At 73.7% G+C, this 26,520-nt stretch carries 32 protein-coding genes and 1 tRNA gene; 12 read left to right on the top strand and 21 right to left on the bottom strand.

Annotated elements, in window-relative coordinates:
• Positions 1–95: 95 nt before the first annotated feature.
• Positions 96–1,175, bottom strand: a complete 1,080-nt coding sequence (locus tag O2V61_RS05450) for an EAL domain-containing protein (RefSeq protein ID WP_269182300.1) — start codon at positions 1,173–1,175, stop codon at positions 96–98.
• Between the two features lie 119 nt (positions 1,176–1,294).
• On the opposite strand from O2V61_RS05450, the gene O2V61_RS05445 reads away from it, so the two are divergent.
• Positions 1,295–1,915, top strand: a complete 621-nt coding sequence (locus O2V61_RS05445; RefSeq protein ID WP_269182299.1) for a TetR/AcrR family transcriptional regulator — start codon at positions 1,295–1,297, stop codon at positions 1,913–1,915.
• Positions 1,916–1,945: 30 nt separating this feature from the next.
• On the opposite strand, the gene O2V61_RS05440 is transcribed toward O2V61_RS05445, so the two are convergent.
• From O2V61_RS05440 to O2V61_RS05420, 5 genes are read right to left on the bottom strand one after another with little or no spacing between them, the layout of a single operon-like run.
• Positions 1,946–4,213 carry a heavy metal translocating P-type ATPase gene (locus tag O2V61_RS05440; RefSeq protein ID WP_269182298.1) on the bottom strand — a complete coding sequence of 756 codons (2,268 nt, stop codon included), beginning with the start codon at positions 4,211–4,213 and terminating at the stop codon, positions 1,946–1,948.
• On the bottom strand, positions 4,210–4,416 hold the full coding sequence (locus tag O2V61_RS05435) for a heavy-metal-associated domain-containing protein (RefSeq protein WP_269157379.1): 207 nt from the start codon (positions 4,414–4,416) through the stop codon (positions 4,210–4,212). The genes O2V61_RS05440 and O2V61_RS05435 overlap by 4 nt, the downstream gene beginning before the upstream one ends.
• Positions 4,417–4,442: 26 nt before the next feature.
• Positions 4,443–4,736 carry a metal-sensitive transcriptional regulator gene (locus tag O2V61_RS05430; RefSeq protein ID WP_269182297.1) on the bottom strand — a complete coding sequence of 98 codons (294 nt, stop codon included), beginning with the start codon at positions 4,734–4,736 and terminating at the stop codon, positions 4,443–4,445.
• A gap of 31 nt (positions 4,737–4,767) precedes the next feature.
• Complete coding sequence (locus O2V61_RS05425) at positions 4,768–5,265, bottom strand: DUF427 domain-containing protein (RefSeq protein WP_269182296.1); 498 nt, start codon at positions 5,263–5,265, stop codon at positions 4,768–4,770.
• A 49-nt stretch (positions 5,266–5,314) separates the two neighbouring features.
• Positions 5,315–5,620: a DUF3618 domain-containing protein gene (locus tag O2V61_RS05420; RefSeq protein ID WP_269182295.1), complete on the bottom strand. Its 306-nt coding sequence runs from the start codon at positions 5,618–5,620 to the stop codon at positions 5,315–5,317.
• A gap of 63 nt (positions 5,621–5,683) precedes the next feature.
• Here O2V61_RS05420 and O2V61_RS05415 point away from each other — a divergent pair.
• The 3 genes from O2V61_RS05415 (at position 5,684) to O2V61_RS05405 (ending at position 6,781) form a co-directional block, all read left to right on the top strand.
• Positions 5,684–5,767, top strand: a tRNA-Leu gene (locus O2V61_RS05415).
• A gap of 42 nt (positions 5,768–5,809) precedes the next feature.
• Positions 5,810–6,073 (top strand): hypothetical protein, encoded by a 264-nt coding sequence (locus O2V61_RS05410; protein ID WP_269182294.1) that lies wholly within the window; start codon positions 5,810–5,812, stop codon positions 6,071–6,073.
• A 9-nt stretch (positions 6,074–6,082) separates the two neighbouring features.
• A complete protein-coding gene (locus O2V61_RS05405) occupies positions 6,083–6,781 on the top strand; it encodes a hypothetical protein (protein ID WP_269182293.1) in 699 nt (232 codons plus the stop codon).
• Here O2V61_RS05405 and O2V61_RS05400 read toward each other — a convergent pair.
• Both O2V61_RS05400 and O2V61_RS05395 read right to left on the bottom strand, forming a co-directional pair.
• The gene (locus O2V61_RS05400; RefSeq protein WP_269182292.1) at positions 6,774–7,694 is read right to left on the bottom strand and encodes a DUF6910 family protein; all 921 of its coding nucleotides are present in this window, start codon (positions 7,692–7,694) and stop codon (positions 6,774–6,776) included. The two genes, O2V61_RS05405 and O2V61_RS05400, sit on opposite strands and share 8 nt — an antisense overlap.
• Positions 7,695–7,734: 40 nt before the next feature.
• Positions 7,735–7,983 carry a hypothetical protein gene (locus tag O2V61_RS05395; protein WP_269182291.1) on the bottom strand — a complete coding sequence of 83 codons (249 nt, stop codon included), beginning with the start codon at positions 7,981–7,983 and terminating at the stop codon, positions 7,735–7,737.
• 146 nt (positions 7,984–8,129) lie between these two features.
• On the opposite strand from O2V61_RS05395, the gene O2V61_RS05390 reads away from it, so the two are divergent.
• Both O2V61_RS05390 and O2V61_RS05385 read left to right on the top strand, forming a co-directional pair.
• Positions 8,130–10,118, top strand: coding sequence for a glycosyltransferase (locus O2V61_RS05390; protein WP_269182290.1), 1,989 nt, complete (start codon positions 8,130–8,132; stop codon positions 10,116–10,118).
• On the top strand, positions 10,115–10,660 hold the full coding sequence (locus O2V61_RS05385; RefSeq protein WP_269182289.1) for a hypothetical protein: 546 nt from the start codon (positions 10,115–10,117) through the stop codon (positions 10,658–10,660). The genes O2V61_RS05390 and O2V61_RS05385 overlap by 4 nt, the downstream gene beginning before the upstream one ends.
• On the opposite strand, the gene rdgB is transcribed toward O2V61_RS05385, so the two are convergent.
• Entirely contained in the window at positions 10,657–11,265 is a 609-nt protein-coding gene (rdgB, locus tag O2V61_RS05380) for an RdgB/HAM1 family non-canonical purine NTP pyrophosphatase (protein WP_269182288.1), read from the bottom strand. The genes O2V61_RS05385 and rdgB overlap by 4 nt on opposite strands.
• Positions 11,262–11,984 (bottom strand): ribonuclease PH, encoded by a 723-nt coding sequence (rph, locus tag O2V61_RS05375; RefSeq protein ID WP_269182287.1) that lies wholly within the window; start codon positions 11,982–11,984, stop codon positions 11,262–11,264. The genes rdgB and rph overlap by 4 nt, the downstream gene beginning before the upstream one ends.
• A gap of 224 nt (positions 11,985–12,208) precedes the next feature.
• Here rph and O2V61_RS05370 point away from each other — a divergent pair, with 224 nt between their 5' ends.
• The 3 genes from O2V61_RS05370 (at position 12,209) to gndA (ending at position 14,677) form a co-directional block, all read left to right on the top strand.
• Positions 12,209–12,613, top strand: coding sequence for a YjbQ family protein (locus O2V61_RS05370; protein ID WP_269182286.1), 405 nt, complete (start codon positions 12,209–12,211; stop codon positions 12,611–12,613).
• A 48-nt stretch (positions 12,614–12,661) separates the two neighbouring features.
• A complete protein-coding gene (gene bcp / locus O2V61_RS05365) occupies positions 12,662–13,162 on the top strand; it encodes a thioredoxin-dependent thiol peroxidase (RefSeq protein WP_269182285.1) in 501 nt (166 codons plus the stop codon).
• A 75-nt stretch (positions 13,163–13,237) separates the two neighbouring features.
• Positions 13,238–14,677 (top strand): NADP-dependent phosphogluconate dehydrogenase, encoded by a 1,440-nt coding sequence (gene gndA, locus O2V61_RS05360; protein ID WP_269182284.1) that lies wholly within the window; start codon positions 13,238–13,240, stop codon positions 14,675–14,677.
• A 65-nt stretch (positions 14,678–14,742) separates the two neighbouring features.
• Here the strand turns inward: gndA and O2V61_RS05355 are convergent, their stop codons facing one another.
• The 7 genes from O2V61_RS05355 to O2V61_RS05325 form a co-directional block, all read right to left on the bottom strand.
• Complete coding sequence (locus tag O2V61_RS05355) at positions 14,743–15,702, bottom strand: DNA polymerase domain-containing protein (protein WP_269182283.1); 960 nt, start codon at positions 15,700–15,702, stop codon at positions 14,743–14,745.
• A gap of 60 nt (positions 15,703–15,762) precedes the next feature.
• Positions 15,763–16,503 (bottom strand): MBL fold metallo-hydrolase, encoded by a 741-nt coding sequence (locus tag O2V61_RS05350; RefSeq protein WP_269182282.1) that lies wholly within the window; start codon positions 16,501–16,503, stop codon positions 15,763–15,765.
• Positions 16,500–17,327 (bottom strand): glutamate racemase, encoded by an 828-nt coding sequence (gene murI, locus O2V61_RS05345; protein WP_269182281.1) that lies wholly within the window; start codon positions 17,325–17,327, stop codon positions 16,500–16,502. Before murI ends, O2V61_RS05350 begins: the two co-directional genes overlap by 4 nt.
• Positions 17,328–17,398: 71 nt before the next feature.
• Positions 17,399–18,061, bottom strand: a complete 663-nt coding sequence (locus O2V61_RS05340) for an HAD-IA family hydrolase (RefSeq protein WP_269182280.1) — start codon at positions 18,059–18,061, stop codon at positions 17,399–17,401.
• A complete protein-coding gene (locus O2V61_RS05335) occupies positions 18,052–19,002 on the bottom strand; it encodes a PLP-dependent cysteine synthase family protein (RefSeq protein WP_269157398.1) in 951 nt (316 codons plus the stop codon). The genes O2V61_RS05340 and O2V61_RS05335 overlap by 10 nt, the downstream gene beginning before the upstream one ends.
• A gap of 44 nt (positions 19,003–19,046) precedes the next feature.
• Positions 19,047–19,325 carry a MoaD/ThiS family protein gene (locus O2V61_RS05330; RefSeq protein WP_036333445.1) on the bottom strand — a complete coding sequence of 93 codons (279 nt, stop codon included), beginning with the start codon at positions 19,323–19,325 and terminating at the stop codon, positions 19,047–19,049.
• A gap of 137 nt (positions 19,326–19,462) precedes the next feature.
• Positions 19,463–19,936: a M67 family metallopeptidase gene (locus O2V61_RS05325; RefSeq protein WP_269182279.1), complete on the bottom strand. Its 474-nt coding sequence runs from the start codon at positions 19,934–19,936 to the stop codon at positions 19,463–19,465.
• Positions 19,937–20,059: 123 nt separating this feature from the next.
• On the opposite strand from O2V61_RS05325, the gene O2V61_RS05320 reads away from it, so the two are divergent.
• Complete coding sequence (locus tag O2V61_RS05320) at positions 20,060–20,413, top strand: hypothetical protein (protein ID WP_269182278.1); 354 nt, start codon at positions 20,060–20,062, stop codon at positions 20,411–20,413.
• Here O2V61_RS05320 and O2V61_RS05315 read toward each other — a convergent pair.
• Together O2V61_RS05315 and clpS are read right to left on the bottom strand one after the other, a co-directional pair.
• On the bottom strand, positions 20,352–20,861 hold the full coding sequence (locus O2V61_RS05315; RefSeq protein WP_269182277.1) for a DUF2017 family protein: 510 nt from the start codon (positions 20,859–20,861) through the stop codon (positions 20,352–20,354). The two genes, O2V61_RS05320 and O2V61_RS05315, sit on opposite strands and share 62 nt — an antisense overlap.
• The gene (clpS, locus tag O2V61_RS05310) at positions 20,858–21,154 is read right to left on the bottom strand and encodes an ATP-dependent Clp protease adapter ClpS (protein ID WP_269182276.1); all 297 of its coding nucleotides are present in this window, start codon (positions 21,152–21,154) and stop codon (positions 20,858–20,860) included. The genes O2V61_RS05315 and clpS overlap by 4 nt, the downstream gene beginning before the upstream one ends.
• 62 nt (positions 21,155–21,216) lie before the next feature.
• Here clpS and O2V61_RS05305 point away from each other — a divergent pair, with 62 nt between their 5' ends.
• Positions 21,217–22,512: a nicotinate phosphoribosyltransferase gene (locus tag O2V61_RS05305; protein ID WP_269182275.1), complete on the top strand. Its 1,296-nt coding sequence runs from the start codon at positions 21,217–21,219 to the stop codon at positions 22,510–22,512.
• Between the two features lie 52 nt (positions 22,513–22,564).
• Complete coding sequence (locus O2V61_RS05300; protein WP_269182274.1) at positions 22,565–23,125, top strand: isochorismatase family protein; 561 nt, start codon at positions 22,565–22,567, stop codon at positions 23,123–23,125.
• Between the two features lie 112 nt (positions 23,126–23,237).
• Here the strand turns inward: O2V61_RS05300 and serB are convergent, their stop codons facing one another.
• Both serB and ctaD read right to left on the bottom strand, forming a co-directional pair.
• A complete protein-coding gene (gene serB / locus O2V61_RS05295) occupies positions 23,238–24,488 on the bottom strand; it encodes a phosphoserine phosphatase SerB (RefSeq protein ID WP_269182273.1) in 1,251 nt (416 codons plus the stop codon).
• 158 nt (positions 24,489–24,646) lie between these two features.
• Entirely contained in the window at positions 24,647–26,407 is a 1,761-nt protein-coding gene (ctaD, locus tag O2V61_RS05290) for an aa3-type cytochrome oxidase subunit I (protein WP_269182272.1), read from the bottom strand.
• Positions 26,408–26,520 lie beyond the last annotated feature (113 nt).

The following is a 26,520-nucleotide window of genomic DNA, read 5'->3' as shown; positions in this document are numbered from 1 at the left end:
ACCTGGTCCCGGGGGGACCTACCTGACGGCCGGCCGTCAGGTAGGTCCCCATACGACCAGGTCACCTGGTCATGGGCGGACGACGAGGGGGCCGATCAGGCGAAGGCGAGCTCCGGCTCGGCCTCGGGCTCCGGGCGCACGGGCCGGCCGAACAGCCAGCCCTGCCCGAGGTCGGCCCCCACCGCGCGCGCCTGGTCGGCGATCCGCTCGGACTCGATCCCCTCGGCGACCACCACCCCGCCCTGCAGGTGGGTCAGCTCGGTGAGGGCCCGGGCGATGGCGTTGGCACCGGGTTCGTGCAACCGGGACACCAGGGTCTTGCTGAGCTTGACGACGTCGGGGCGGACCACGCTCACCAGCGCCAGGCTCGACCAGCCGACGCCGACGTCGTCCAGCGCGACCCGCCAGCCCAGCGACCGGTGGTGCTCCAGCACCGAGAGCAGGTGCTCGTGGTCGATCACCGCGTGCGAGGCGACCACCTCGAAGACCAGCTGCCGTGGGTCGATGCCGCTGTCGTGCACCGCCCGCTCGGTGCTGGCCAGGCAGACCGAGGGCCGGTGGACGGCCGCCGGGTCGGAGTTCACGTAGAGGTCGGCGCTGCCCAGCCACCCGGCCGCGCCGCGGATGGCGGCCTCGCGGGCCACCCGGTCCAGCCGGCGCAGCCAGCCAGCTCGTTCGGCGAGGAAGAACAGGTCGCCGCCGCCGACCTCGCGTCCGTCGACCCGGCCGCGCAGCAGCGCCTCGTGGCCGACCATGCCGCCGGTGGTGAGGGACATGATCGGCTGGTAGACCGGCCACAGCTCGGCGTCGGTGAGCAGCGCCATCTCCACGGTCACCCCGCGGCGGGCCAGCTCGACGGCGAGCGTGGGCGCGGTGAGCAGCCGGGTCGCCAGGGCGACGCCGTCGCTGGGCGGGTCGGTGGTCACCCGGACGGCCTCGGTCTCCGCGGCGGTGAGCTCCCGGGCCAGCCGCTGGAGCAGCCGGTCGACCCGTCGGCCGCCCTCGTCGTCGACGATGTCCAGGAGACCGGGAGCAGTGCCGATCCGCAGCCCCATCGCCCCGGCGATCCGGGAGATGCTGGGCAGCACGTGGCTGAGCGTGCTGGCCAGCAACAGCCGGCGAGCGCGCTGGGGGGTCTCCCAGGAGGGACGGACGACGTCCGCAGGCCCGTTCACCGCTGTAGGATGACCGACGGTGACCCTGCGAACACGCAGGCGCGCGGACCAGGTGGCGGCGCGTCCGGGTTGCCCGACGTCACAGGCCGCCGAAGATCAACTCGGCTAGTGTCCCAGGTGTGCCTCCCCTTACTCCCGCCGATGGTGCACCCTCCGGTCGCGGCGGCCGGCCCCGAGACCCCTCCCGCGACGGGGCCATCCGGGCGGCGATCCTCCAGGTGCTGGCCGAGTCCGGCTACGGGGCCCTGACCATGGACGCGGTCGCCTCGGCCGCCGGTGTCGGCAAGGCCACGATCTACCGGCGGTGGCGGACCAAGTCCGACCTGGTCGCCGATGCGGTGGCCGAGCTGAGCCAGAAGTCGATCGAGCCGCCCGACACCGGGTCGCTGGAGGGCGACCTCCGGCTGCTGCTGCGCTGGCTGGTCGATGCGGTCAACGGTCCGCTCGGTGCGGCCACCCTGTCGCTGCTGTCGGCCCTGCCGCACGAGCCGGAGCTCCGCGAGGCCTTCCACCAGGGCCCGATGGAGGTCTGGAGCTCGACGTTCCGGGCAGTGTGGGAGCGGGCCGAGGCCCGCGGCGAGGTCCAGCCGACGGTGCTGGGCAGCGCGGTGGCCTCGACGGCGAGCTCGCCGATCCTGCAGCGCTGGCTGTTCGGCGGGGGGCCGGTGCCGGCCGAGTTCGCCGACGAGGTGCTCACCGACGTCGTCCTGCCGCTGGTCCAGGCCCGCCGCGCGGCCTGAACCGGCACCCGGTCCAGGCCGCCGGCGGCCTCAGGCCGCCGGCGCGCTGGACCGGAAGGCCCGCAGCCGCAGGCTGTTGGTGACCACCAGCACCGAGGACGCCGCCATCGCCAGCCCGGCCAGCAGCGGGTTGAGGAACCCCAGAGCGGCCAGCGGCACCAGCGCGACGTTGTAGGCGAACGCCCAGAACAGGTTGCCCTTGATCACCGCGAGGGTCCGCCGGGAGAGCCGGACGGCGTCGACCGCGGCGTCCAGGTCGGCGCGCACCAGCGTCAGGTCGCTGGCCTCGATCGCGACGTCGGTGCCCGAGCCCATCGCCAGCCCGAGGTCGGCCTGGGCCAGCGCGGGGGCGTCGTTCACGCCGTCCCCGACCATCGCCACCACCCGGCCCTGGGCCTGCAGTTCCCGGACGACGTCGACCTTGCCCGCGGGCAGCACCCCGGCGACCACCTCACCGCGGTCGGGGTCCAGCCCGACCGAGCGGGCCACCGCCGCGGCGGCACCGGCGTTGTCACCGGTCAGCAGCACCGGCGCCAGCCCCAGTTCCCGCAGCCGCACGATCGCCGCCGCGCTGGTGGGCTTGACGGTGTCCGCGACGACGCAGACCCCGGTCACCGCGCCGTCCACGGCGACCAGGACGGCGGTCTGCCCGGCCTGCTCGGCGCGCTCGACGACCCGGGCCAGCTCGGCCGGCACCGGGCCCGGCATCGCCGAGGTCCGCCCGACGACGACGTCCCGGCCCTCGACCCGGCCCTGCACGCCGATCCCCTGCTCGCTGGCGAAGCCCTCGACCTCGGGGAGCTCACCGGCGGCAGCGACGATCGCCCGGGCGATCGGGTGCTCCGACCCGGCCTCCACCGCAGCCGCCAGCCGCAGCGTCTCCGGGGGCCCGGCCACCTCCACCAGGCTCATCTGCCCGGTGGTGACGGTCCCGGTCTTGTCCAGCAGCACGGTGTCGACCCGGCGGGTGCTCTCCAGCACCTCCGGGCCCTTGATCAGCACGCCGAGCTGGGCACCGCGACCGGTGCCGACCAGCAGCGCGGTGGGCGTGGCCAGGCCCAGGGCGCAGGGGCAGGCGATGACGAGCACGGCGACCGCGGCGGTGAAGGCCGCCGTCACGTCGCCGGTCACGACCAGCCAGGTGACCAGGGTGGCCACCGCGATGAGCAGGACGACGGGCACGAAGACCGCCGAGACCCGGTCGGCCAGCCGCTGCACCGGCGCCTTGCCGCTCTGCGCCTGGGTGACCAGCCGGCCGAGCTGGGCCAGCGTCGTGTCGGTGCCCACCCGGGTCGCCTCGACGACCAGCCGGCCGCCGACGTTGACCGTCGCCCCGGTGACCCGGTCCCCGGCGGAGACCTCGACCGGCACGCTCTCCCCGGTCAGCATGGACAGGTCGACCGCGGAGCTGCCGCTGACGACGACGCCGTCGGTGGCGACCTTCTCCCCCGGCCGGACGACGAACCGCATCCCCACGGCGAGCTGGTCGATCGGCACCCGCACCTCGCGCCCGTCCTCCAGCACGGCGGCGTCCTTGGCCCCCAGCTCGAGCAGCGCGGTGAGCGCGGCGCCGGACCGGCGCTTGGCGCGGGCCTCGGCCCAGCGGCCGGCCAGCAGGAAGACGGTGACCGCCGCGGCGACCTCGAGGTAGATCTCGTGCGCGCCGGCGCCGCGCTCGGGGAGGAGCGTGAACTCCATCCGCATGCCGGGCATCCCGGCGTCGCCGAAGAACAACGCCCACAGCGACCACAGGTAGGCGGCGGAGATGCCGATCGAGACCAGGGTGTCCATGGTGCTGGCGCCGTGCCGGGCGTTGACCACCGCGGCGCGGTGGAACGGCCAGGCTCCCCAGACTGCGACCGGACTGGCCAGGGTGAGCGCCAGCCACTGCCAGTTGTCGAACTGCAGCGGAGGCACCATGGACAGCACCAGGACCGGCAGGGTGAGTGCGGCGCTGACCAGCAGCCGCTGCCGCAGCACGGACTCCGGCGACCGGGCCGCCTCGACCTCGGCGTCGTCGTCCTCGGTGACCGGCGGAGCCGGCAGCGCGGCGGAGTAGCCGGCGGCCGCCACGGTGGCCACCAGCTGGTCGGGGTCGACCCGCGTCGGGTCGAACCAGACGGTCGCGGCCTCGGTGGCGTAGTTGACGCTGGCCTGCACGCCGTCGAGCTTGTTGAGCTTGCGCTCGATCCGGTTCGCGCAGCTCGCGCAGGTCATCCCGGTGATGTCGAGGCGGACCTCGTCCTCCGCGGCCGGGGCCCCGGCTGCCGACGGCTCCGCCTGGGGCCCGGCGCTCATGCCGGCTGGGCGGTGTAGTCGCCCGCTTCGGCCACGGCGGCCTGCACCTGGTCGGCGGTCACGTCGCCGACGACGTGCAGCCGGCCGGTGGCCAGGTCGACGTCGACCTCCTGCACGCCGGAGAGCTCGGTGACCTCCTCGGTGACGGAGGCGACGCAGTGCTGGCAGGTCATGCCGGTGACGGTGAAGTCCAGGGTCTGCACGGTGGTTCTCTCCTCGGGAGGTCGGGTCAGGAACGGACGAGCCGGGCGATGGCCGCGGAGGCCTCGGCGATCTTGGCGTCGGCGGCGGCGCCGTCGTCCTCGGCGCTGCTGGCGACGGCCTCCCGCACGCAGTGCGCCAGGTGGTCGTCGAGCAGGCCGATGGCGACCGCCTGCAGCGCCTTGGTCGCGGCGGAGACCTGGGTGAGGACGTCGATGCAGTACGTGTCGTCCTCGACCATCCGCGCGATGCCGCGGACCTGGCCCTCGACGCGCTTGAGGCGCGCGAGCACCTGCTCCTTGTTGCCGTCGTAGCCCGTCATGCCCACCACTATACCCCTGGGGGGTAGGGGTTCACCAGCCGCGCGTGCCGGGCTCGCCCTTGAACGGGCCGACCACCTCGTCGGTGATCCAGCCGCCGTAGAAGTCGCCGGCCTGGGCGCGCACCGGCTCACCGTCGACCGTCGCGCCGTCCAGCCGGCTCGGGTAGAAGGCGAGCGCGCCGCGCAGCTGCTCGTAGCCGGCGGTGGGCTGCTCGTAGGACCAGGCGATGGAGGCGTGCCGCACCCCGTCGACGACGGCGTCCCAGTAGGTGGCCATGCCCTTGAACTCGCACCACGACTGACCGGCGCCCCGTTCCAGGACGCCGGCCTCGACGTCGTCGCGCGGCACGTAGAAGACCGGCGGGTGGCTGGTCTCGCAGACCCGCACGGCGCGGCCGGTGCGGGCGATGACCCGCCCGCCGAGGGTCAGCTCGAGGCGGCGTCCGGTCACCTCGGCCGAGGGCGGGCGCGGGTAGCTCCAGACCGACTCCTGGCCGGGTCCGACGGGGTCACGCGGCGGTGGGTACACGCCGTCGAGTGTGCGCCTCACCGGCCGAGGCCGGGTGGCGCTCCCCGGGTCAGCGCACCTTGCGGTAGGTGACCACGGGCTCGCGGCGGTAGGTGACCACCGGCTCGACCCGGCGGCGGTCGGTGCCCCGGACGCGGCGGACCACCTTCCGGGTCACGACGAAGGTGACGGTCAGGCCGACCACGCTGACGAGCGCGATCCCGGGCGGGCTCTGCAGGAACTCCTGCACCTTCGCCTTGCCCTGGTCGGCCAGACGCTGCGGGTTCGTGCGGAACGCCAGTTCGTCCAGGGTGGCCCCCAGCGACTCGCGGGCGGCGTCGATCTCCTGCTGGATCTGCTCAGGGGTCCTCGGCACGGGCGACAGCCTGCCAGATGGCATCCGTCCCGGCCGAACGGAGGCTCCTACACTCCCTCCGACGCGGGAGTGGTGTAACGGCAGCCACGCCAGACTTAGGATCTGGTGCCTTCGGGCGTGCGGGTTCGAATCCCGCCTCCCGCACCAGCCGGGTGGGGACACCACGTGCTGGCGCTGCGTTGAGGCGTCATGGCGACTGCGAAGTTCGACGAGGGCAAGACCTACCTGGTGAGCCGGCTGCACGTGCTGAACCGGGACGGCGACCCGGACACCGTGCAGGACGCCGCCGTCGTCTTCACCCCCGGCTGGTTGTTCGTCCAGGAGTCCGACCGCGACGGCTACGTGCTGCCACGTGAGCGGGTGCTCCTCGTCGAGGGGGTCAAGCGGCCCCGTTCCCCGGATGCGGTGGGGGTGCCGGACACCGACGTGCGGCCGCCGGGATCCGCCGGGTAGGCACGTCCCATGCGCGACGAGGGCACGACCCACCGGCCCACCCCCGACCCGACGGTCGAGACCGAGGGCCTGGCCACCCGGCTCGACCGGCCGATGGGCGCGCTCGGCCTGGTGTTCGTGCTGATCGTCCTGGGCCAGGCCCTGGCCCGGGAGCCCTGGCTGGTCACGACGCTGACCGTCCTGGGCTGGATCTGCTGGGCGGTCTTCGTGGCCGAGTTCGTCTTCCGCGCGGTCCGGGCACCCAGCCAGCGGCGCTTCTGGCTGCGCAACTGGTGGCAGCTGATCTTCCTGGTCCTGCCGTTCCTCCGCTTCGCCCGCGCCCTCACCCTGCTGCGGACCGCCCGCATCGGCGGCGTGCTCTCTGCCGCCGTCCGCGGCTCCCGGTCGGCCGGCCGGCTGCTCACGAACCGGATCGGCTGGCTCACCGCGGTGACCGGCGTCGTCGTCCTCGCCAGCAGCCAGCTGCTCTACGTGGTGGGCGCCTACGACACCTACGGCCCGGCCCTGCACGACGCCGCGCTGGCGACGATCACCGGGCAGGTGCTCGACACCGACCACGGTCTCGCCCGTTTCCTCGAGGTGGCCCTGGCCGTCTACTCGGTCGCGGTGTTCGCCACACTGGCCGGCGCGCTGGGTGCCTACTTCCTCGAAGGACGCCGCGAGGCGGGAGCCGACGAGGCCGTGCCGCAGCCCAGGGGGATCAGGTGAACTCGACCAGCAGCTCCAGCTGCACCGACGGCGCCGCCGGGTCGTCGTCGTCCACGACGCCCAGCAGGCACACCCGGGCGTCCTCGACCCCGCGCAATGCCAGCCCCTCCACCTTGTGCACGCGGCCGTCGACCTCGGGCACCGCGGCGATGTCGAGCACGATCCCGCCGTCGACCAGCGCGAGGGCGGCGGCGACCACCGGCCCGTCGTCGACCGCGTTCGGGGTGTCCTCGGCGGCCGCGGAGAGCAGCACCCGCCCGTCCGGCAGCGCGACCGCGTCGGTGACGGCCAGCCCCACCCCGGCCACCCGGCCGAGGTCGTAGGACCGGGGCGAGGAGATCGGCACCGCGTCGACGCCGGCCCGGCCCAGCACGGCGGCGACCAGGTCGGCCAGCGGGAGGTCGACGCTGGCCGGCCCTGCCCCGGCGGCGAGGTTCCCCCGGTGGAACCAGCGGACGGTGTCCCCGTGCCGGCTGCCCCCTTCCAGGTTCAGCTGGTCGGCCGGGACCTCCAGCAGCTGCGCCACCCGGGCGTAGAGCGGGCCCAGCTCGCCGGCCTGCGCGACCGGCTCGCCGCCCTCCAGCCGGACGAGCACCCCGCGCATCCGCCGCGGCGTCGACCCCGACCCCAGCAGCAGGACGGCCGGCTCGCCGTCCACCTCCGCCGGGCAGGCCACCTCCAGGTCCGGCTTGAGGTGCTTGGTCCCGGCCGGCTCGCTGAACCGGTCCAGCCCCTCGACCGGTGGCAGCACGCGCACCGGCGTGACCCCTCCCGGGCGCACCCAGGCCGCGATCGTCGCGTCGTCCGGGGCCACCAGCCAGCCGTCGCCCAGCGGCGCGATCGCGGACGCGGCCGTCACCGGCGTCCCGTCGTCGAAGGTCAGCGTCCGGACGCCCTCCACCGTGATCCGCATCCGGCCATCGTGCCCGCCGGGACGGCAGGCACGCCTGCGATCAGCCGAGAGAGTCCATCGCCTCGGCCCGGAACTGGGCCAGGAACTGGTCGCGGGTGATGCCCCGCCGCTCGGCCTCCCGCTCGCAGAGCATGGCGATCACCAGCGACGACTGCCGCACGACGTCCGCGCGGGTGTCCTCGTCCAGGCCGCCCAGCACCGCCGTCCAGGCCCGCCAGTCGCCGTCCCCGGCCGCCTCGGCCATCTCCAGCACCAGCCCGAACCGGCGCAGCTGCTCCAAGCTCGCCATCGACCACTCCCCCGTCCCCGGTCGCCCGCTGCGGCCGCTGGAGCCCGACGGTAGCGACGCCGCCCAGAGGGCACCGGCTCACCCGCCCGAGTGGCCCACCCGCCGTCCGAGCACAGCCGGACGACGCAGGTGCCGACCACCACGGGGTGACGGTCTTCGCGCCCCGCGGCGCCCTCCCCGGCCCGGCACTGCGCCCTGACCACGGGAAGCACGCCGCGCCCCAGCGGCTCGGCGCCGTCCTGGTCGAGCAGGGCGTGCTCACCGAGCAACAGCTGGCCGAGGCCCTGGACCAGCAGGAACGGGTGGGCGCACCGCTGGGCTCCGTCGTCCTGGCCAAGGGCTGGGTGACCCGGCGGGAGCTCTACGTCGGCCTGGCCGCGGTGTGGGGCGCCGACCTGGCGTTCGTCGACCCGGTGGACGTCGACGAGGGACTGGCCCGGCGCTTCCCCGCCGCGATGCTCGCCCGGGAGACCTGGGTGCCGCTGCGCGTCGAGGAGGACGGCGACGGCCATCGCCAGGTCGTCGTCGCCACCGCCGGCCGCCCGTCGGCGCACATCGCCGAGGTCGTCGTGCAGCGCACCGGCATCCCGCGGGTGCGCCAGGTGGTCACCACCGACTGGGACGTGCAGCGGGCGCTGCGCACCGTGTGGCGGGACGAGCTGGTCCACGACGCGGTCAGCGCGCTGGCCGAGCGCAGGCCGGACGAGTCGGCGTCCACGGTGTTCGTCCGGCCGCAGATCGCCGCCCTGATCGCCCTCCTCGTCGCCACCGTGACCGGGTTGGTGCTCGACCCCTCGCTGACCATGCTGGTCCTGGTCGCGACGGTGAACGTCGCCGTCGCCCTCGCCGTCGGCGCCAAGGCGGTGATCAGCACCGTCGGCACCGCCTGGGAGACCGTCGAGCAGGTCACCGCGGCGGAGGTCGACGCACTGGACGACGCCGAGCTGCCCGTCTACACGATCCTCGTCCCCGTCTACAAGGAAGCCGGCATCGTCGGGCTGCTGATGCGCAACCTGGCCGACCTGGACTGGCCGCGGGAGAAGCTGGAGATCCTGCTCCTGCTGGAGGAGGACGACCCGGAGACGCTGGCCGCCGCGCTGGCCGCCGCACCGCCGGACATCGTCCGCATCGTCGTCGTCCCGCACTCCCTGCCCAAGACCAAGCCGCGCGCCTGCAACGTCGGGCTCGCCTTCGCCCGCGGCGAGTACGTGGTCATCTACGACGCCGAGGACCGCCCCGACGCCGACCAGCTGAAGAAGTCGCTGATCGCCTTCCGCAAGGGCGGGGACGACCTGGTCTGCGTGCAGGCGGCGCTGAACTACTTCAACGCCCGGGAGAACCTGCTCACCCGCATGTTCACCCTGGAGTACTCCTCCTGGTTCGACTACACGCTGGCCGGCCTGGACAAGCTGCGGCTGCCCATCCCGCTGGGCGGCACGAGCAACCACTTCCGCACCCACATGCTGCGCGACCTCGGTGGCTGGGACCCCTACAACGTCACCGAGGACGCCGACCTCGGCATCCGCGCCTCCGCCCGCGGCCACCGCGTCGCCGTCGTCAACTCCACGACGTACGAAGAGGCCAACATGGCCGTCGGCAACTGGATCCGGCAGCGCAGCCGCTGGATCAAGGGCTACATGCAGACGGTCCTGGTGCACACCCGGCACCCCTGGCGGCTGCTGCGCAGCGTCGGCCCCCGGCAGGCGGCCGGCTTCGCGCTCCTCATCGGCGGCACCCCGCTGATGTTCCTGGCCGCCCCGTGGCTCTACGCGATGCTCGCGGTCGAGCTCCTGGCGCCCGGCGCCCTGACCCCGGCGCTGCCCGGCTGGCTGGTGCAGGTCAGCCTGGCCAACCTGCTGCTGGGCAACGGCGTGATCATCTACCTGTCGCTGCTGGCGGGCTTCAAACGACGGACCTACGGCCTGGTGCCGTTCGCGCTGCTCTCCCCGCTCTACTGGCTGCTGCACTCGATCGCCTCGTACAAGGCGCTGTGGCAGCTGCTGGTCAAGCCGTTCTACTGGGAGAAGACGAACCACGGGCTGTCCAGCCACGTCCAGGCCGAGGACACGCCGGACATGGACGCCGGGCCCGCCCCGGCGCCCGGCCCGGCGCGCACGGCGGAGGACCGGGCATGACCGCCGTGTCCCCGGTGCGGTCGGCCACCGTGGCCGGCCCTCCCCGGGTGCCGATCCGCTGGGCGCTGCTGGCCGGCGCCGTCGCGCTCGGGGTCCAGGGCGTCGTCCTGCTCACCACCGACCGGCCGGTGCGCGACGTGCTGCTGCCCGGCCACCTCGCCCTGGTCGTCGCGCTCGGGCTGGTCTTCTGCCTCGGCGCCGTCACCGTGGCCGGCTTCGCCGCGGGCGCGGCCGCCGCCGGCCTGGTCGTGCTGCAGCCGGACACCCTGCTGCCGCTGCTCGTCGGCGCCGCACTGCTGGCCCTGGGGTGCGGGCTCGCCCCCGGCTGGACCCGGGTCGAGGCCTGGCAGGCGGCACAGTCCCACCCGCTCAGCGCGGACGCGGAGGCCCCGGTCGTCCCGGTCGCCGACCGCAGCCGCGGTCAGCAGCTGCGGGACCGGTGGCGGTCCGACCGGGTGTTCGCGGCCTTCCTCGTGCTGGCGTTCCACCCGGTGCTCGCGGCGTGCTCACTGTGGTTCATCGACTGGACGCAGCGACGCTAGCGGCCGCCGAGCACCTCGCCGATGACCGGCAGCAGCGCGGCGAACGCCCGCCCCCGGTGGCTGATCGCGTCCTTCTCCGCCGGGTCGAGTTCCGCCGACGTCACGGTCAGACCGGTCGGCACGAACACCGGGTCGTAGCCGAAGCCGTTGCTGCCCCGGGGCTCCCGGACGACCGTGCCCGGCCAGCGCCGCTCGAGCACGTGCTCGCCACCGTCCGGCGTGACCAGGGCGGCCGCGCAGACGAACGCCGCGCCACGCCGTTCTTCGGGCACGTCGGCCAGCTGACCGAGCAGCAGGGCGGTGTTGGCCGGGTCGTCCCCGTGCCGCCCGGACCAGCGGGCGGACAGGATCCCCGGCATCCCGTTCAGCGCGTCGACGGTGATCCCGGAGTCGTCGGCGACCGCCGGCAGGCCGGTGTACCGGACCGCCTCCCGCGCCTTGAGCAGCGCGTTCTCCTCGAACGTCGCCCCGGTCTCGGGCGCCTCGGGGTACTCCGGGACGTCGCGCAGGCCGAGCACCTCGACCCCGGGGACGGCGGTGGACAGCAGCCGCTGCAGCTCGGCGAGCTTGCCGGCGTTGCGGGTGGCGAGCAGCAGTTGGCTCACGCCGACAACGCCACCTGCTGGGCCAGGGTCAGCTCCGCGCAGCCGGCGACGGCCAGGTCGAGCAGCTCGTCGAGGGTGGCCCGGTCGAAGACGGCGCCCTCCGCCGTCCCCTGGACCTCGACGAAGCCGCCGGTGCCGGTGCACACGACGTTCATGTCGGTGCCGGCGGTGACGTCCTCCTCGTAGGCGAGGTCCAGCCGCGGCTCGCCGTCGATGACGCCCACGCTGACCGCGGCGACCGAGTTCGGCAGCGGGGTCGCGCTGGCCAGCTTGCCGCGCTCGCCGAGCCAGCTCACCGCGTCGGCGAGGGCCACGTAGGCGCCGGTGATCGCGGCGGTGCGGGTGCCGCCGTCGGCCTGCAGGACGTCGCAGTCCAGGGCGATGCTGTTCTCCCCCAGCGCGGCCAGGTCGATGCTGGCCCGCAGGGACCGGCCGATGAGCCGGCTGATCTCGTGGGTGCGGCCGCCGATCTTGCCCTTGACCGACTCGCGGTCGCTGCGCGTGTGGGTGGCCCGCGGGAGCATCGAGTACTCGGCGGTCACCCAGCCCAGGCCCGAGCCGCGGCGCCAGCGGGGCACGCCCTCGGTGACGCTGGCGGCGCAGAGCACGCGGGTACGGCCGAACTCGACGAGCACCGAGCCCTCGGCGTGGTCGAGCCAGTTGCGGGTGATGGTCACCGGGCGGAGCTGGTCGGCCGCGCGGCCGTCGGGGCGGGTCACGTGGTCCGAGGGTAGTGCCGCGGCAGCCCCACTCCCGCGCCACCGCCCGCCCGGCCCGGCCCGGCCCGCGACCCCCCTCCCCGCGACCTCATTGCACGCTCTTCCTCCGCAGTGCTCATGCTGCAGCGCGTGCACTGCGGAGGAAGAGCGTGCAATGCGGAGAGACCGGCTGCCGAGCGGACGTCGCCGGGCGGGAGGGCCACCGCCCGTGCCAGGCTCGGGCCATGCGATCAGAGCTGCGCGCGGTGCGCACCGGAGGTGTCCCGTCGGTGGTCGACCTCACCGACGAGTGCGCGGAGTTCGTCCGCGGCGAGGGCGACGGCCTGCTCCAGGTGTTCGTGCCGCACGCCACCGCCGGGATCGCGATCATCGAGACCGGCGCCGGCAGCGACGACGACCTGCTCGCCCAGCTCGACGAGCTGCTCCCCCGCGACGACCGCTGGCGGCACCGGCACGGTGCCCCCGGGCACGGCCGCGACCACGTGCTGCCGGCGTTCGTCCCGCCGCACGCCACGGTGCCGGTGCTCGAGGGGCGGCTGACCCTGGGCACCTGGCAGCGCATCTGCTTCGTCGACACCAACGTCGACAACCCGTCGCGGCACGTGCGGTTCAGCTTCCTGACCGGCTGAGCGTCGACCGGGTTGGGAAGCGTCGGCCGGGTGCGGCACCATCCATCCATGACCGAGACCGCCCCCGGCATCGACACGGCCCCCGTCCGCCTCACCCCCGGTGACCCGGCGCCGGAGTTCACCCTCCCGGACGCCGACGGCACCCCCGTCTCGCTGTCGTCCTACCGGGGTCGGCGGGTCATCGTGTACTGCTACCCCGCCGCGCTCACCCCGGGCTGCACCACCCAGGCCGTCGACTTCACCGCCGCGGCCGGGGACCTGGCCGAGGCCGGGCTCGACATCATCGGCGTCTCCCCCGACGTCCCCGAGAAGCTGAGCCGGTTCCGGGAGCAGGAGGAGCTGTCGATCACCCTGGTCTCCGACCCGGAGAAGCAGGTGCTGACGGCCTACGGCGCCTACGGCCCGAAGAAGCTGTACGGCAAGGAGGTCGTCGGGGTCATCCGGTCGACCTTCGTGGTCGGCGCCGACGGCAAGATCGAGAAGGCCGCCTACAACGTCAAGGCCACCGGGCACGTGGCGAAGCTGATGCGCGACCTCGGCATCGACTGACGCCCCCCCAGCGGTTCCTGTCCAGGGGCTGGGACGGCGCTGGTCAGCCGGGCCCGGCTCGGGCAGGGTCGTGGCATGAGTGATCAGATCGGCGTCACCGGGCTCGCGGTCATGGGCGCCAACCTCGCCCGCAACCTCGCCCGGCACGGCCACCAGGTGGTCCTGCACAACCGCAGCAGGGGGCGCACCGACACCCTCGTCGAGCAGCACGGCAGCGAGGGCGACTTCGTGCCGACCGGGTCGATGGAGGAGTTCGTCGGCGCCCTGCAGCGCCCGCGCAAGATCATCGTCATGGTGCAGGCCGGCGCGGCCACCGACGGCGTCATCGAGGAGATCGCCCCGCTGCTGGACTCCGGCGACGTGCTGATGGACGGCGGCAACGCCCTGTTCACCGACACCATCCGGCGCACCGAGGCGCTCACCGCCCGCGGCCTGCACTTCATGGGCACCGGCATCAGCGGCGGCGAGGAGGGCGCGCTCAACGGGCCGAGCATCATGCCCGGGGGCTCGACGGAGGCCTACGCGCTGGTCGGCCCGCTGCTGGAGTCGATCGCCGCCGTCGTCGACGGCGAACCGTGCTGCACCCACATCGGGGCCAGCGGCGCCGGCCACTTCGTCAAGATGGTGCACAACGGCATCGAGTACGCCGACATGCAGCTGATCGCCGAGGCCTACGACCTGCTCCGCCAGGGGCTGGGGCTGACGCCGGCCGAGATCGGCGACGTCTTCGCCGGCTGGAACGAGGGCGACCTCGAGAGCTACCTGATCGAGATCACCGCGCAGGTGCTGCGGCACACCGACGCCGAGACCGGCGGGCCGTTCGTGGACATCGTGCTGGACGAGGCCGAGCAGAAGGGCACCGGCCGCTGGACCGTGCAGTCCGCTCTCGACCTGGGCGTGCCGGTCAGCGGCATCGCGGAGGCAGTCTTCGCCCGGGCGCTGTCCGGGCACCGGGAGCAGCGGCAGGCGGCGCAGCGGGTGCTGCCGGGTCCCGACCGGGAGTGGGACGAGCAGGTGGCCGACAAGGAGGCCTTCATCGAGTCGGTGCGCCAGGCGCTGTACGCCTCGAAGGTGGTCGCCTACGCCCAGGGGTTCGACCAGATCACCCAGGGCGCCGACCAGTACGGCTGGGACATCGACCGGGCGGCGCTGGCCAAGATCTGGCGCGGCGGCTGCATCATCCGGGCGCGCTTCCTGGACCGGATCAGCCAGGTGTTCACCGACGAGCCCGACGTCACCACCCTGCTGACCAACGAGTACTTCCGGAACGCGGTCAGCGAGGGCCAAGAGAGCTGGCGGCAGGTCGTGGCCGGCGCGGCCCGGCACGGGGTGCCGGTGCCCGGCTTCGCCAGTGCGCTGGCCTACTACGACGGGCTGCGGGCCGAGCGCCTGCCGGCCGCGCTGATCCAGGGCCTGCGCGACCTGTTCGGCGCGCACACCTACCGGCGGACCGACCGCGAGGGCTCCTTCCACACCATGTGGGGCGAGGACGGCCGCGAGGTGCAGACCAGCTGAACGACCCCGCGTGACCGTGCGGTGGCGGGGCTCGTCCTACCGGGCGGGCCCCGTCCTGCCGTCGGTCACGACCCGCTCTCGGCCGCCTTGGCGCGGGCGCGGCGCTTGCCCTCGTGCATCGCGGCCACCCGGGCGACCGGGATGGTGTGGCCCTCGGCGACCAGGTCGGCGGGCAGCTCCTGCGGGTCGGGCAGCGCCGCCGCCCACGGGTCGCCGTCCCCGATCCGCTCCCGCGCGGTGCGCACGGTGACGTCGCCGGGCCGGACGCCGTCCAGCGCGTCCCAGGCCGCCGGCGTGGACACCGGCAGCCCGGGCCGCACCCGCGGGCTGTACGCCGCCGCGACCGTGCCGCGGCCGGAGCGGGTCGAGTCGACGAACACCCGGTCACCCCGCTCGGCCACAACGTAGGCGGTGGTCGCCAGGTCCGGGTCCAGCCGCTCGGTGTGGGCAGCCAGGGCCCGGGTGGCGGCGGCGACGTCCTCGGCCGGTGACCCGTGCACCGGGACGACGACGTGCAGCCCCGTCGACCCACTGGTCTTCACCGCCGCCGTCAGCCCGACCTCGGCGAGCGCTCGGCGGCACAGCAGTGCCGTGCGCACGACCACGTCGAACGGCGCACCGTCGGGCGGGTCGAGGTCCAGCACCAGCCCGGTGGGCTGTTCCTCCCCCACCCGGCTGAACGGCACGTGGTACTCCACGGCCCGCTGGTTGGCCAGCCACAGCAGGGTGCGGCGGTCCTCGACCAGCACCTGGTGCACCTCGCGGTGCGCCCGGTCGGACCAGGTGGCCACCGTCCGGACCCACTCCGGCGCGCCCTTCGGCACGTCGCGCTGGACGAACGGCGCCGCACCGGGCCGGACGCGCTTGATCGTCAGCGGCCGCCCGGCGAGCAGCGGCACGAGCCGGTCGGCGAAGGCGTCCAGGTGGTCGACGAGCTCCCGCTTGGTCACCTCGAGCCCGTCGCCCAGCGGGGAGTCCAGGCTGCTCAGCCGGACGCCGTCCCGTTCCTCGTCGCTGCTGGCCACCCGGTCACCGTGCCGCGCCCGTCGGCGCAGGGCAACCGGGCCCGGACGCGCCGCGCCGGCTCAGATGTCGTGGACCCCGGCGTGCCGGGCCAGCTCGGCGGCCGGGAAGACCGACCGGGCCGCGGCCAGCTGCGCCTCGGCGTCCACCCAGGCCGGCACGTGCGTGACCAGCATCCGGCCGACCCCGGCGGCGGCCGCGAGCTCACCGGCCTGCCGGCCGGTCAGGTGCAGCCCCGGGGGCAGGTCGGGCACGTCGGGGTGGGCGGCCTCGGCCAGCAGCACGTCGGCGCCCCGGGCCAGCTCGACCACGGCGTCCGACGGGCCGGTGTCGCCGGTGTAGACCAGCGACCGGCCACCGGCGGTCAGCCGCACGGCGTAGCACTCGACCGGGTGGGCCGTCCGGACCGTCTGCACCTGGAACGGCCCGATGGACCAGCTGCCGGGGCCGACCGGGGTGACGTCGAAGACGTCGTCGATCGGCCCGCCGTCGGCGTCGTAGGCGGCAGCCAGCCGGCGGTCGGCACCGACCGGTGCGTACAGCGGCACGGCGCGGCCGTCAGAGCGGCCCGAGTAGCGGTGCCACACGATGAACGGCGCCGCGTCCAGGCAGTGGTCGGCGTGCAGGTGGCTGAGGTAGACGGCATCGACCCGGCCGGGGTCGGTGAGCCCCTGCAGGGCGCCGAAGGACCCGTTGCCCAGGTCCAGCAGCAGGGCGAACTCCTCGTGCTCCACCAGGTAGCAGGACGCCGGGGAGGACGGGCCCGGGGCGCTGCCGGAGCAGCCGACGACGGTGAGCCTCACGCCCCGGCCTCCGCACCCGCACGCAGGACGCTGTCGACCTCCGGGCCGAGGAAGCGCCGGCCGAGCCGGGCGAAGGGCTCCGGGTCGCCGGTGGCGAGGAACCGGTGCACCGGTGGCGGGCCCTCCGGGTCGCGCACCAGGTCGGTCCGGGTCAGCACCCGGTACACGTCCTTGGCCGTCTCCTCCGCGCTGGACACCAGCGTGACCTCCTCACCCAGCACCAGCGACAGCACGCCGGTGAGCAGCGGATAGTGCGTGCAGCCGAGCACGACGGTGTCGACGCCGGCTCCCAGCAACGGGTCCAGGTAGGACTGCGCCAGCCCCACGAGCTGCCGGCCGCTGGTGATCCCGCGCTCGACGAAGTCGACGAAGCTGGGGCAGGCGGCGCTGGTGACGCTGACCTGCGGCGCGGCGGCGAAGGCGTCCTCGTAGGCGCCGCTGGTGACCGTGGCCTGGGTGGCGATGACGCCTACCCGGCCGTTCCGCGTCGCCGCGGTCGCCCGGCGGACGGCGGGCAGCACCACCTCCACCACCGGGACGTCGTAGCGCTCCCGGGCATCGCCCAGGCAGGCGGCGCTGGCGGAGTTGCAGGCGATGACGAGCATCTTGACCCCGTCGGCGACCAGCTGGTCCATCGCCGCCAGCGAGTGCCGGCGGACGTCGGCGATCGGCCGGGGCCCGTACGGGCTGTGCGCGGTGTCGCCGAGGTAGCGGATGGCCTCGTGCGGGAGCTGGTCGAGGACCGCGCGGGCCACGGTGAGCCCACCGACCCCGGAGTCGAAGATCCCGATGGGTGCGTCCGCACCCGCTGTCGCAGTGCTCATGTCGGCAGCCAGGCTAACGGCCCGGTCGGACAACGCCGCGCGTCCGGGCTGAGACGACCGTCTCAGCCCGGTCAGGGGCGACGCAGCAGCGCCGCGTCCGGGAGCAGCAGCCCCTCGGCGGTCCAGCGGGCCCCGGTCAGGTCGCGGACGACGGCGGGCGCCTCGCTGGCCAGCGCGGTCGCCCCGATGCCCAGCACCGTCGCGCCGGCGGTCAGCCCCGCGCGGACCCCGCTCGGGCTGTCCTCCAGCACGATCAGCTCGCCCGGCGGCAGCCCCAGCCGGCTCGCCCCGGTGAGGTACGGCTCGGGGTGGGGCTTGCCCATGACGACGTCCTCGGCGGTCACCACCACGTCCGGCGCCGGCACCCCGGCGGCCAGCAGCCGCGCCGTCGCCAGCTCACGGACGCCGGAGGTGACGACCGCCCAGGGCACGTCGGCCAGCTGGGCGACCAGGTCGAGGACGCCCGGCACGGCGAGGGTGCCGGCGACGTCCTCCAGCTCGTAGCGGGTGATCAGCGCGGTGGACCGCTCGACGTCCTCGGGCTTGACGAACAACGCCACCGTGTCGGCGGCCCGGCGCCCGGGCACCGCCGCCATGACCTCGTCCGGGTCGAGCCCCGAGTCGATCGCCCAGCGGGACCAGGAGCGCACCACGCTGGGCTCGGAGTCGACCAGCACCCCGTCGTTGTCGAACAGCAGCCCCCGTGCCGGGAGCAGCAGCTCCCTCAGGCCCACAACTGCCCTTCGAGCGCTGCGCTGGCCTGCTCGAGCGTGCCGGCGTAGGCCCCGGTGGAGAGGTACTTCCAGCCGCCGTCGCAGACGATGAAGACGATGTCGGCCTTGCGGCCGGCCGCGACCTCCTTGTCGGCGATCCCGAGGGCCGCGTGCAGGATCGCCCCGGTGGAGATGCCGGCGAAGATGCCCTCGCGCTCGACCAGCTGGCGGGTGCGGTGGATCGCGTCGTCCGGGCCGACGGAGAACCGCGAGTCCAGCAGGTCGGCGTCGTACAGCTCGGGGATGAACCCCTCGTCGATGTTGCGCAGGCCGTACACCAGCTCGCCGTAGCGCGGCTCGGCCGCGATCACCTGGACGTCGGGCTTCTTCTCCCGCAGGTACCGGGAGACGCCCATCAGCGTGCCGGTGGTGCCCAGCCCGGCCACGAAGTGGGTGATGGAGGGCATGTCGGCCAGGATCTCCGGACCCGTGCCGGTGTAGTGCGCCTCGGCGTTGGCCGGGTTGCCGTACTGGTACAGCATCACCCAGTCCTCGTGCTCGGCGGCCAGCCCCTTGGCGACGGCGACGGCCTGGTTGCTGCCGCCGGCGGCCGGGGAGCTGATGATCCGCGCGCCGTACATCTCCAGCAGCTGGCGCCGCTCGATCGAGGTGTTCTCCGGCATCACGCAGATCAGCTCGTAGCCGCGCTGCCGGGCGACCATCGCCAGCGAGATGCCGGTGTTGCCGCTGGTGGGCTCCAGGATCGTGCTGCCCGGCTGCAGCCGCCCCTCCTTCTCGGCCGCCTCGATCATGGCGATCGCGGCGCGGTCCTTGATCGAACCGGTGGGGTTGTGGTCCTCGAGCTTGGCCCACAACCGGACGTCGGGCGTGGGCGACAGCGCCGGCAGCCCCACCAGCGGGGTGTTGCCGAGCGAGTCGACGAGGGAGGCGAAACGGGCCATGACGGGTCTCCTGGAGTCGCGGTGCCGGGCGGGGAGGCTCCGGGTCAGCAGCCGCCGGCGACGGCGGGCAGGATCGTGACCGAGTCGCCGTCCTTGACCGAGGTGTCCAGCGCACCGGTGAAGCGCACGTCCTCGTCGTTGACGTAGACGTTCACGAAGCGGTGCAGCTTGCCCTCGTCGGTGACCAGGCGGCCCTTGATCCCGGGGTGCTGGCTGTCGATGTCGTCGACCAGCGCGCCGAGCGTGTCGCCGTTCCCCTGGACGGTCTTGTTGCCGCCGGTGTGGGTGCGCAGGATGGTCGGGATGCGGACCTCGATGGCCATGGCGTGAGAACTCCTCGGGTGGGGATGTGCGGGATCGGGCTGGGACAGGGGTCGCGCGCAGGGCGCACAGAGCCGGCTGCTCGGAGGAACGCCGGTGGGCGGCCGGCGATTCCGCCGGCCGCGGGGTGAGCTGGCGCTCAGTCGTAGACGACGGTGGTCGGCGAGTGGCCGAACAGGTAGGACTCGACGACCTCGACGTCCTCCTCGCGCACCTCGCCGTCGACGATCCGGAAGCTGCGGAACTCCACGGTGTCCCCGGCCAGGCCGGTCCGGTCGCCGTGCTCGCGCGTGGAGACCAGCACGTAGTGCGCCTCGGGCTCGGAGGCGTAGCTGATGTCGGTGCGCGAGGGACGGGCCTCGGTGGCGGTGTGCGAGTGGTAGATGACCACGGGGACCTCGTCCCGGTCGTCCATCGCTCGGTACAGCTTCAGCAGGTCGCCGCTGTCGAACTCGTAGAACGTCGGTGAGCGGGCCGCGTTGAGCATCGGGATGAAGCGCTCGGGCCGGTCGCTGCCCTCGGGGCCGGCGACGACACCACAGGCCTCGTCCGGGTGGTCTTCCCGGGCGTGGGCCACGATGGCGTCGTAGGTCGCGCGGTCGATGCGCAGCACGGGCCCAGTCTAGGCAGCGCCGCCGCCCGACGTCCTCCCCGGTCCGGGACGAGGGCCGGAACGGGTGACCGCCGGGGGAACGGATTGCGTCCCCGGGGTGTCCGGACGATAACGTCGCCGACCGTGGTGATCGAGGTTCTCATGGTGCTCGGCGTCGTCCTGGTCGCGCTGCCGGCCCTGGCCATCGGGTCGGCCCGGCTGCTCTACCGCAGTGGCCGCGCCACGGACCAGCGGACCGACCGGGTCGAGCTGGTGCTGGTGGTGCTCGGCCGGCTCATCGGGCTGGTGCTGCTGGCCGCCCTGTCCGGCATCACCCTGGTGTCCTGCATCGGGGCGATCGTGCAGGACGTGACGGTGCACAGCCTGGTCTACGTGTTCTTCGTCGCCGACCTGCTCGTCGCCATCCTGGTGCTGCTCACCGTCGGTCGCCTCGACCGGCGGCCACGGCGTCGATCAGCGAGCCCTGCACCGCGGTGAGCCAGTAGTAGACGGCCAGCTGCGAGTCGTCGTCCGCCCCCTCCCCCGAGGGGTCGATCTCCGGGGGCTCGGTCTCCGCGGTGATGCCCAGCCGGGTGCCCATCGCGAGCCGGAGGTCGTTGGTGGTGCGCAGCCAGGCTCGCGCCTGCTCGGCGTCCAGCCGCACCTCGCCACCCCCGGGGGGCACGGTGGCGCGGACCATCGCCAGGTCGTCGGCCTTGCCACTGCGCAGCCCGGCCTCGGTGAGCTCGCGGTACTCGGCGGCCAGCTGCGGGTCGCTGGCGTGCCCGCTGGGCAGCAGCCGGGCCAGGACCGGGTCGCCACCGGAGTCGGCTGCATCGGCGACGAGCAGCTGCTCCAGCTGGTCCAGCAGCAGGTTCACGATGTCGGCCTCGGCGTCGACCAGCCGGGCCACCAACTGGTCGCCCTTGCGGCGGAACGGCTTCATGCGTCCCGCTGGTAGGTGGCCCACAGCCCGTAGGCGTGCAGCCGGTTCGTGTCGTGCTCCATCCGCTCCCGCGGACCGGAGCTCACGATCGCCTTGCCCTCGTTGTGCACCTGCAGCATGAGCTCCGTCGCCGTCGCCTCGTCGTACCCGAACAGCTCCTGGAGCACGAAGGTCACATAGGTCATCAGGTTGACCGGGTCGTCCCAGACGACGGTGACCCAGGGGCGGTCGAGGGCGGACTGCTCCTCGGTCGTCGTCTCCGGCACCCGTTCAGGCGCAAGCGGTCCGGCCACGTGAGCACTCTAGGACGACCGCCTCCCCGGACGCAGTCGGTGGGCCCCTATCGTGCTGCTCCATGCCGCAGAGCCCGCCGCTCAGCCCCGCGATGTTCACCGACCGCTACGAGCTGACGATGCTGGCCGCCGCCCTTCGCGACGGCACCGCCGACCGGGACTGCGTCTTCGAGGTGTTCGCCCGCCGGCTGCCGCACGGCCGGCGGTACGGCGTGCTCGCCGGCACCGGCCGGTTCCTGGAGGCGCTGGCCGGCTTCCGGTTCGGCGAGGCCGAGCTCGACGCGCTCCGGCAGCAGGGCGTCGAGGACCCCCGACTGCTGGAGCACCTGGCCGGCTTCCGGTTCACCGGGGACGTCGACGGATACGCCGAGGGCGACCTCTACTTCCCCGGTTCCCCGGTGCTGACCGTGCGGGCCCCGTTCGGCCAGGCGGTCCTGCTCGAGACCCTCGTGCTGTCGATCCTCAACCACGACAGCGCCATCGCCGCGGCCGGGGCGCGGATGGTCGGCGCCGCCTGCGGCCGGCCGTGCATCGAGATGGGCTCCCGGCGCACGCACGAGGAGGCCGCCGTCGCCGCCGCCCGGGCCGCCGCCCTGGTCGGCTTCTCCGCGACGTCGAACCTGGCCGCCGGCGCCCGCTACGGCATCCCCACGACCGGCACCAGCGCACACGCGTTCACCCTGCTGCACGACGACGAGGCGGCGGCGTTCCGCGCGCAGCTGGACACCCTGGGCGTCGGGACGACGCTGCTGGTCGACACCTACGACACCGAGCAGGGCATCCGGACGGCGATCGAGGTGGCCGGCCCGGAGCTCGGCGCCGTCCGGCTGGACTCCGGGGACCTCGCCATCGAGGCGACCCGCGCCCGCGAGCTGCTGGACTCCCTCGGCGCGACGGGCACCCGGGTGATCGTCACCAGCGACCTGGACGAGTACGCGATCGCCGCCCTGGCGGCCGCCCCGGTCCACGGCTACGGCGTGGGCACCTCCCTGGTGACCGGCTCCGGCTCGCCCACGGTCGGGATGGTCTACAAGCTGGTGGCGCGGGACGGCGTACCGGTGGCCAAGAACTCCGTGGGCAAGCGCTCGGTGGGTGGCCGCAAGCACGCCGTGCGCCGGCACGACGCCGACGGGACGGCGACCGCAGAGGTGGTCAGCACGGCACCGGCCACCACCCGGGAGCACGACCGCGAGCTGATCCGACCACTCGTCCGTGGCGGGGAACTGGTGGAGCCCCGGTCCCCCGCCGACGCCCTCGCCGTGGCCGTGGAACTGCACGCCCGGGCACGCACCGCCCTGCCCACGGAGGCGTGGTCGCTGTCCCGGGGTGAACCGGCGATCGACACCGTCACCGAGTAGCGGCCGCAGGCCCCACCCGCCGGGAGGGCGGTCGTCGGGGCAGGATGAGGCCATGACCCGGGCACTGGTGATCGTGGACGTGCAGAACGACTTCTGCGAGGGCGGCAGCCTCGCCGTCGACGGGGGCACCGCCGTCGCCCGGGCGATCAGCGCCCACGCCGCCGCGACCGACTACGCGCACGTCGTCGCCACCCGGGACCACCACGTCGACCCGGGCGGCCACTTCGCCGAGCAGCCCGACTACCTGGAGACCTGGCCGGCGCACTGCGTCGTCGGGACGTCCGGGGTCGAGCTCCACTCGGACCTGGACCGGCGGCCGATCGAGGCGGTCTTCGACAAGGGCGAGTACGAAGCCGCCTACTCCGGCTTCGAGGGCTCGTTCGACGGGCAGGGTCTGGCCGACTGGCTGCGGGCCCACGAGGTCGACGCCGTCGACGTCGTCGGCATCGCCACCGACCACTGCGTCCGGGCGACCGCGCTCGACGCGGTCGGCGCCGGGTTCTCCACCCGGGTGCTGCTGCACCTCACCGCCGGGGTCTCCCCCGCCACGACCGACGCCGCCCTGGAACAGCTCCGCACCGCCGGGGTGGAGCTGAGCACATCGTCGTCCTGACGGACGACACCGCGGCCAGGAGCCGTGCCCGACTCGCGTGGAGCCGCTGAGCTGCCTCCTCGGGGAGGCCTCCGGCCTCCCGTCGTCGACAGTCCCCAGTGCGGACCCCCGCTCAGCTGGCGTCCAGCACCTCGTCCCGGGTGAAGCCGAGGACCTGGAGGACGGCGTCCAGGTAGGGCTGGTTCAGCGCCGCGTGTGCCTGGTCGCGGACGAACGGCTTGGCGTTGAACGCGATGCCCAGCCCGGCCGCGTTGAGCATGTCGAGGTCGTTGGCGCCATCGCCGACCGCGACGGTCTGGTCCATCGGGACGCCGTGCTCGGCGGCGAACCGGGCCAGCGCCCGGGCCTTGCCCGCGCGGTCGACGACCTCCCCGACGAGCCCGCCGGTGAGCCGCCCGTCGGCCACCTCCAGGGTGTTCGCGGCGGCGAAGTCCAGGCCGAGCTCGGCGGCGAGCGGATCGGTGATCTGGCTGAACCCGCCGCTGACGATCCCGCAGCGGAAGCCCAGTCGCTGCAGCGTGCGGATCAGGGTCCGGGCGCCCGGGGTCAGCACCAGGTGGGTCCGGACCTCCTCCAGCACGCCCACCGGCAGCCCGGCCAGCACCGCCACCCGCGCGCGGAGGGACTCCTCGAAGTCCAGCTCACCGTTCATCGCCGCCGCGGTGATCCGGGCGACCTCGGCGGCCCGGCCGGCGCGGGCGGCCAGCTCGTCGATCACCTCGCCGCGGACCAGGGTCGAGTCGACGTCCAGCACGATCAGCCGCTTGCCACGCCGTGCCAGCCCCACCTGCTCCACCGCGATGTCGGTGCCCGTCTCGGCGGCGACCGTGGCCAGCGCCGTGCGCAGCTCGGTGGAGGCGGCACCGGAGACGGTCAGCTCGAAGCTGGTGACCGGGTAGTCGGACAACCGGCGGATCGCCTCGATGTTGCCGCCCACCCCGGCGATGGCGCGCGCGGCGCCGGCGACCGCAGCCGGCGGGACCGGGCGGCCGAGCACGATGACGTGGTGGCGGGCGGTGCGCTCCTGGCGGGCGCTGCCGGCCGCGGTGGGCTGCACGCTGACCTGGACGCCGGTCCGCGCCGCCACCTCGGCTGCGGTGGCACGCAACCGGTCGGCCAGGGGCCCCTCGGCGGCGCTCTCCGGGCTGCCGACGACGACGCCGAGCACCAGCTGGCCGTGCACCACGACCTGTTCGACGTCGAGGACCTCGACCGGGTGCGGGCCGAGGGAGTCCAGCGCAGCGAACAGGGCCGCAGTCACCCCCGGCCGGTCGCTGCCGGTCACGGTCAGCAGCGCTCCGTCGGACGCCGGTGGGACGGCGGTCGGTTCGGTCGGCGCTGGGGCGGCGGCGCGGTCGGTCACCCGGCCATCGTGCCGGACCGGTGATCGCCCCCCGACCGCGCCCCGTCCGCTGCGCTCCCCCGGCCCCGGACGCACGGACGCCCCGTCAGCCAGTGGCTGACGGGGCGTCCGAGTCGGCCCGCTGCGTGCGCTGCCCTCGCGAGGCCAGCGACCTCAGCTCAGGTCGGGTCCTTGTCGTCGGCGCCCTGGCGGGCGCCTCCGGTCAGACCGGCCTCGCTGGCGTAGGGCTGGTGACCCTTGCCGGCGTGGGCCTCCATCTCCAGGCGGTCCCGCAGGTGCGGGTAGTGCAGCTCGAACGCGGGGCGCTCCGACCGGATCCGGGGGATCTCGACGAAGTTGTGTCGCGGCGGCGGGGACGAGGTCGCCCACTCCAGGGAGTTGCCGTGGCCCCAGGGGTCGTCGCGCAGCGCCAGCCGGCCGTGCTTCCACGACTTCACGACGTTGTAGACGAAGGGGATCACCGAGGCACCCAGGATGAAGGAACCGATCGTGGAGATCGTGTGCATCGTGGTGAAGGAGCCGCCGCCGTCGGTCGCGAGGTAGTCGACGTACCGGCGCGGCATGCCCTCGTTGCCCAGCCAGTGCTGGATGAGGAACGTGGCGTGGAAGCCGATGAAGGTCAGCCAGAAGTGCAGCTTCCCGATCTTCTCGTCCATCATCCGGCCGCACATCTTCGGGAACCAGAAGTACAGCCCGGCGTAGGCGGCGAACACCACGGTGCCGAAGACGACGTAGTGGAAGTGGGCCACGACGAAGTAGCTGTCGTTGACGTGCCAGTCCAGCGGCGGGCTGGCCAGCAGCACACCGGTCAGACCACCGAGCAGGAAGGTGATCAGGAAGCCGATCGAGAAGAGCATCGGCGTCTCGAAGGTGATCTGGCCCCGCCACATCGTGCCGATCCAGTTGAAGAACTTGATCCCGGTGGGCACCGCGATCAGGTACGTCAGGAAGGCGAAGAACGGCAGCAGCACCGCACCGGTGGCGAACATGTGGTGCGCCCACACCGCCAGCGAGAGCGCGGTGATGGCGATCAGCGCGAAGACCATGCCCTTGTAGCCGAACAGCGGCTTGCGGCTGAAGACCGGGATGACCTCGCTGATGATGCCGAAGAACGGCAACGCGATGATGTAGACCTCTGGGTGCCCGAAGAACCAGAACAGGTGCTGCCACAGCAGCGGCCCACCGTTCTCCGGCGTGTAGACCTGCGCATCGAGGTGCCGGTCGGCCAGCAGCGCCATCAGCGCGGCGGTCAGGATGGGGAAGGCCAGCAGGATCAGGATGCTGGTGACCAGCGCCGCCCAGGTGAAGATGGACATCCGGAACATCGTCAGACCCGGCGCCCGGAGGCAGACGATCGTGGCGATGAAGTTGACGCCACCCAGGATCGTGCCCAGACCACTGACCGCCAGGCCCGCGATCCACAGGTCACCACCGGCGCCCGGGCTGTGCACCGCGGTCGACAGCGGGGTGTAGGCGTACCAGCCGAAGTCGGCCGCGCCACCCGGGGTCAGGAAGCCGGAGACGGCGATCGAGGCGCCGAAGAAGAACAGCCAGAAGGAGAAGGCGTTCAGTCGCGGGAACGCGACGTCGGGCGCACCCAGCTGCAGCGGCATGATCAGGTTCGCGAACGCGAAGAACATCGGCGTCGCGAAGAACAGCAGCATGATCGTGCCGTGCATCGTGACCAGCTGGTTGTACTGCTCGGGCGAGAGGTACTGCAGCTCCGGGCGGGCCAGCTCACCACGCATCAGGAGTGCCATGAAGCCACCGAGGAAGAACCAGATGAACGCCACCGTGGTGTACATCAGGCCGATGGTCTTGTGGTCGGTGGTGCGCAGCAGACCGAGGAGCCGCGATCCCTTCTCGGCCTCGTGGGCCGGGCTCGGCCGGCTCACGATCGGGGCAGGTGCGATCGTCACGGTCGGAGCTTAGACCGTCACGTCACGGCTGACGCGGCGGGAGCAGGAGTCGGTGCGGCGCGCCCCGGGGAGGCCTGGCGGCGACCCGACCCGGCGTCGGGGAGAACCGCAGG

It is taken from the genome of Modestobacter sp. VKM Ac-2985, assembly GCF_026967925.1.
Classification (GTDB): domain Bacteria; phylum Actinomycetota; class Actinomycetes; order Mycobacteriales; family Geodermatophilaceae; genus Modestobacter.
This window is presented reverse-complemented; position numbering and strand designations above follow the sequence as displayed.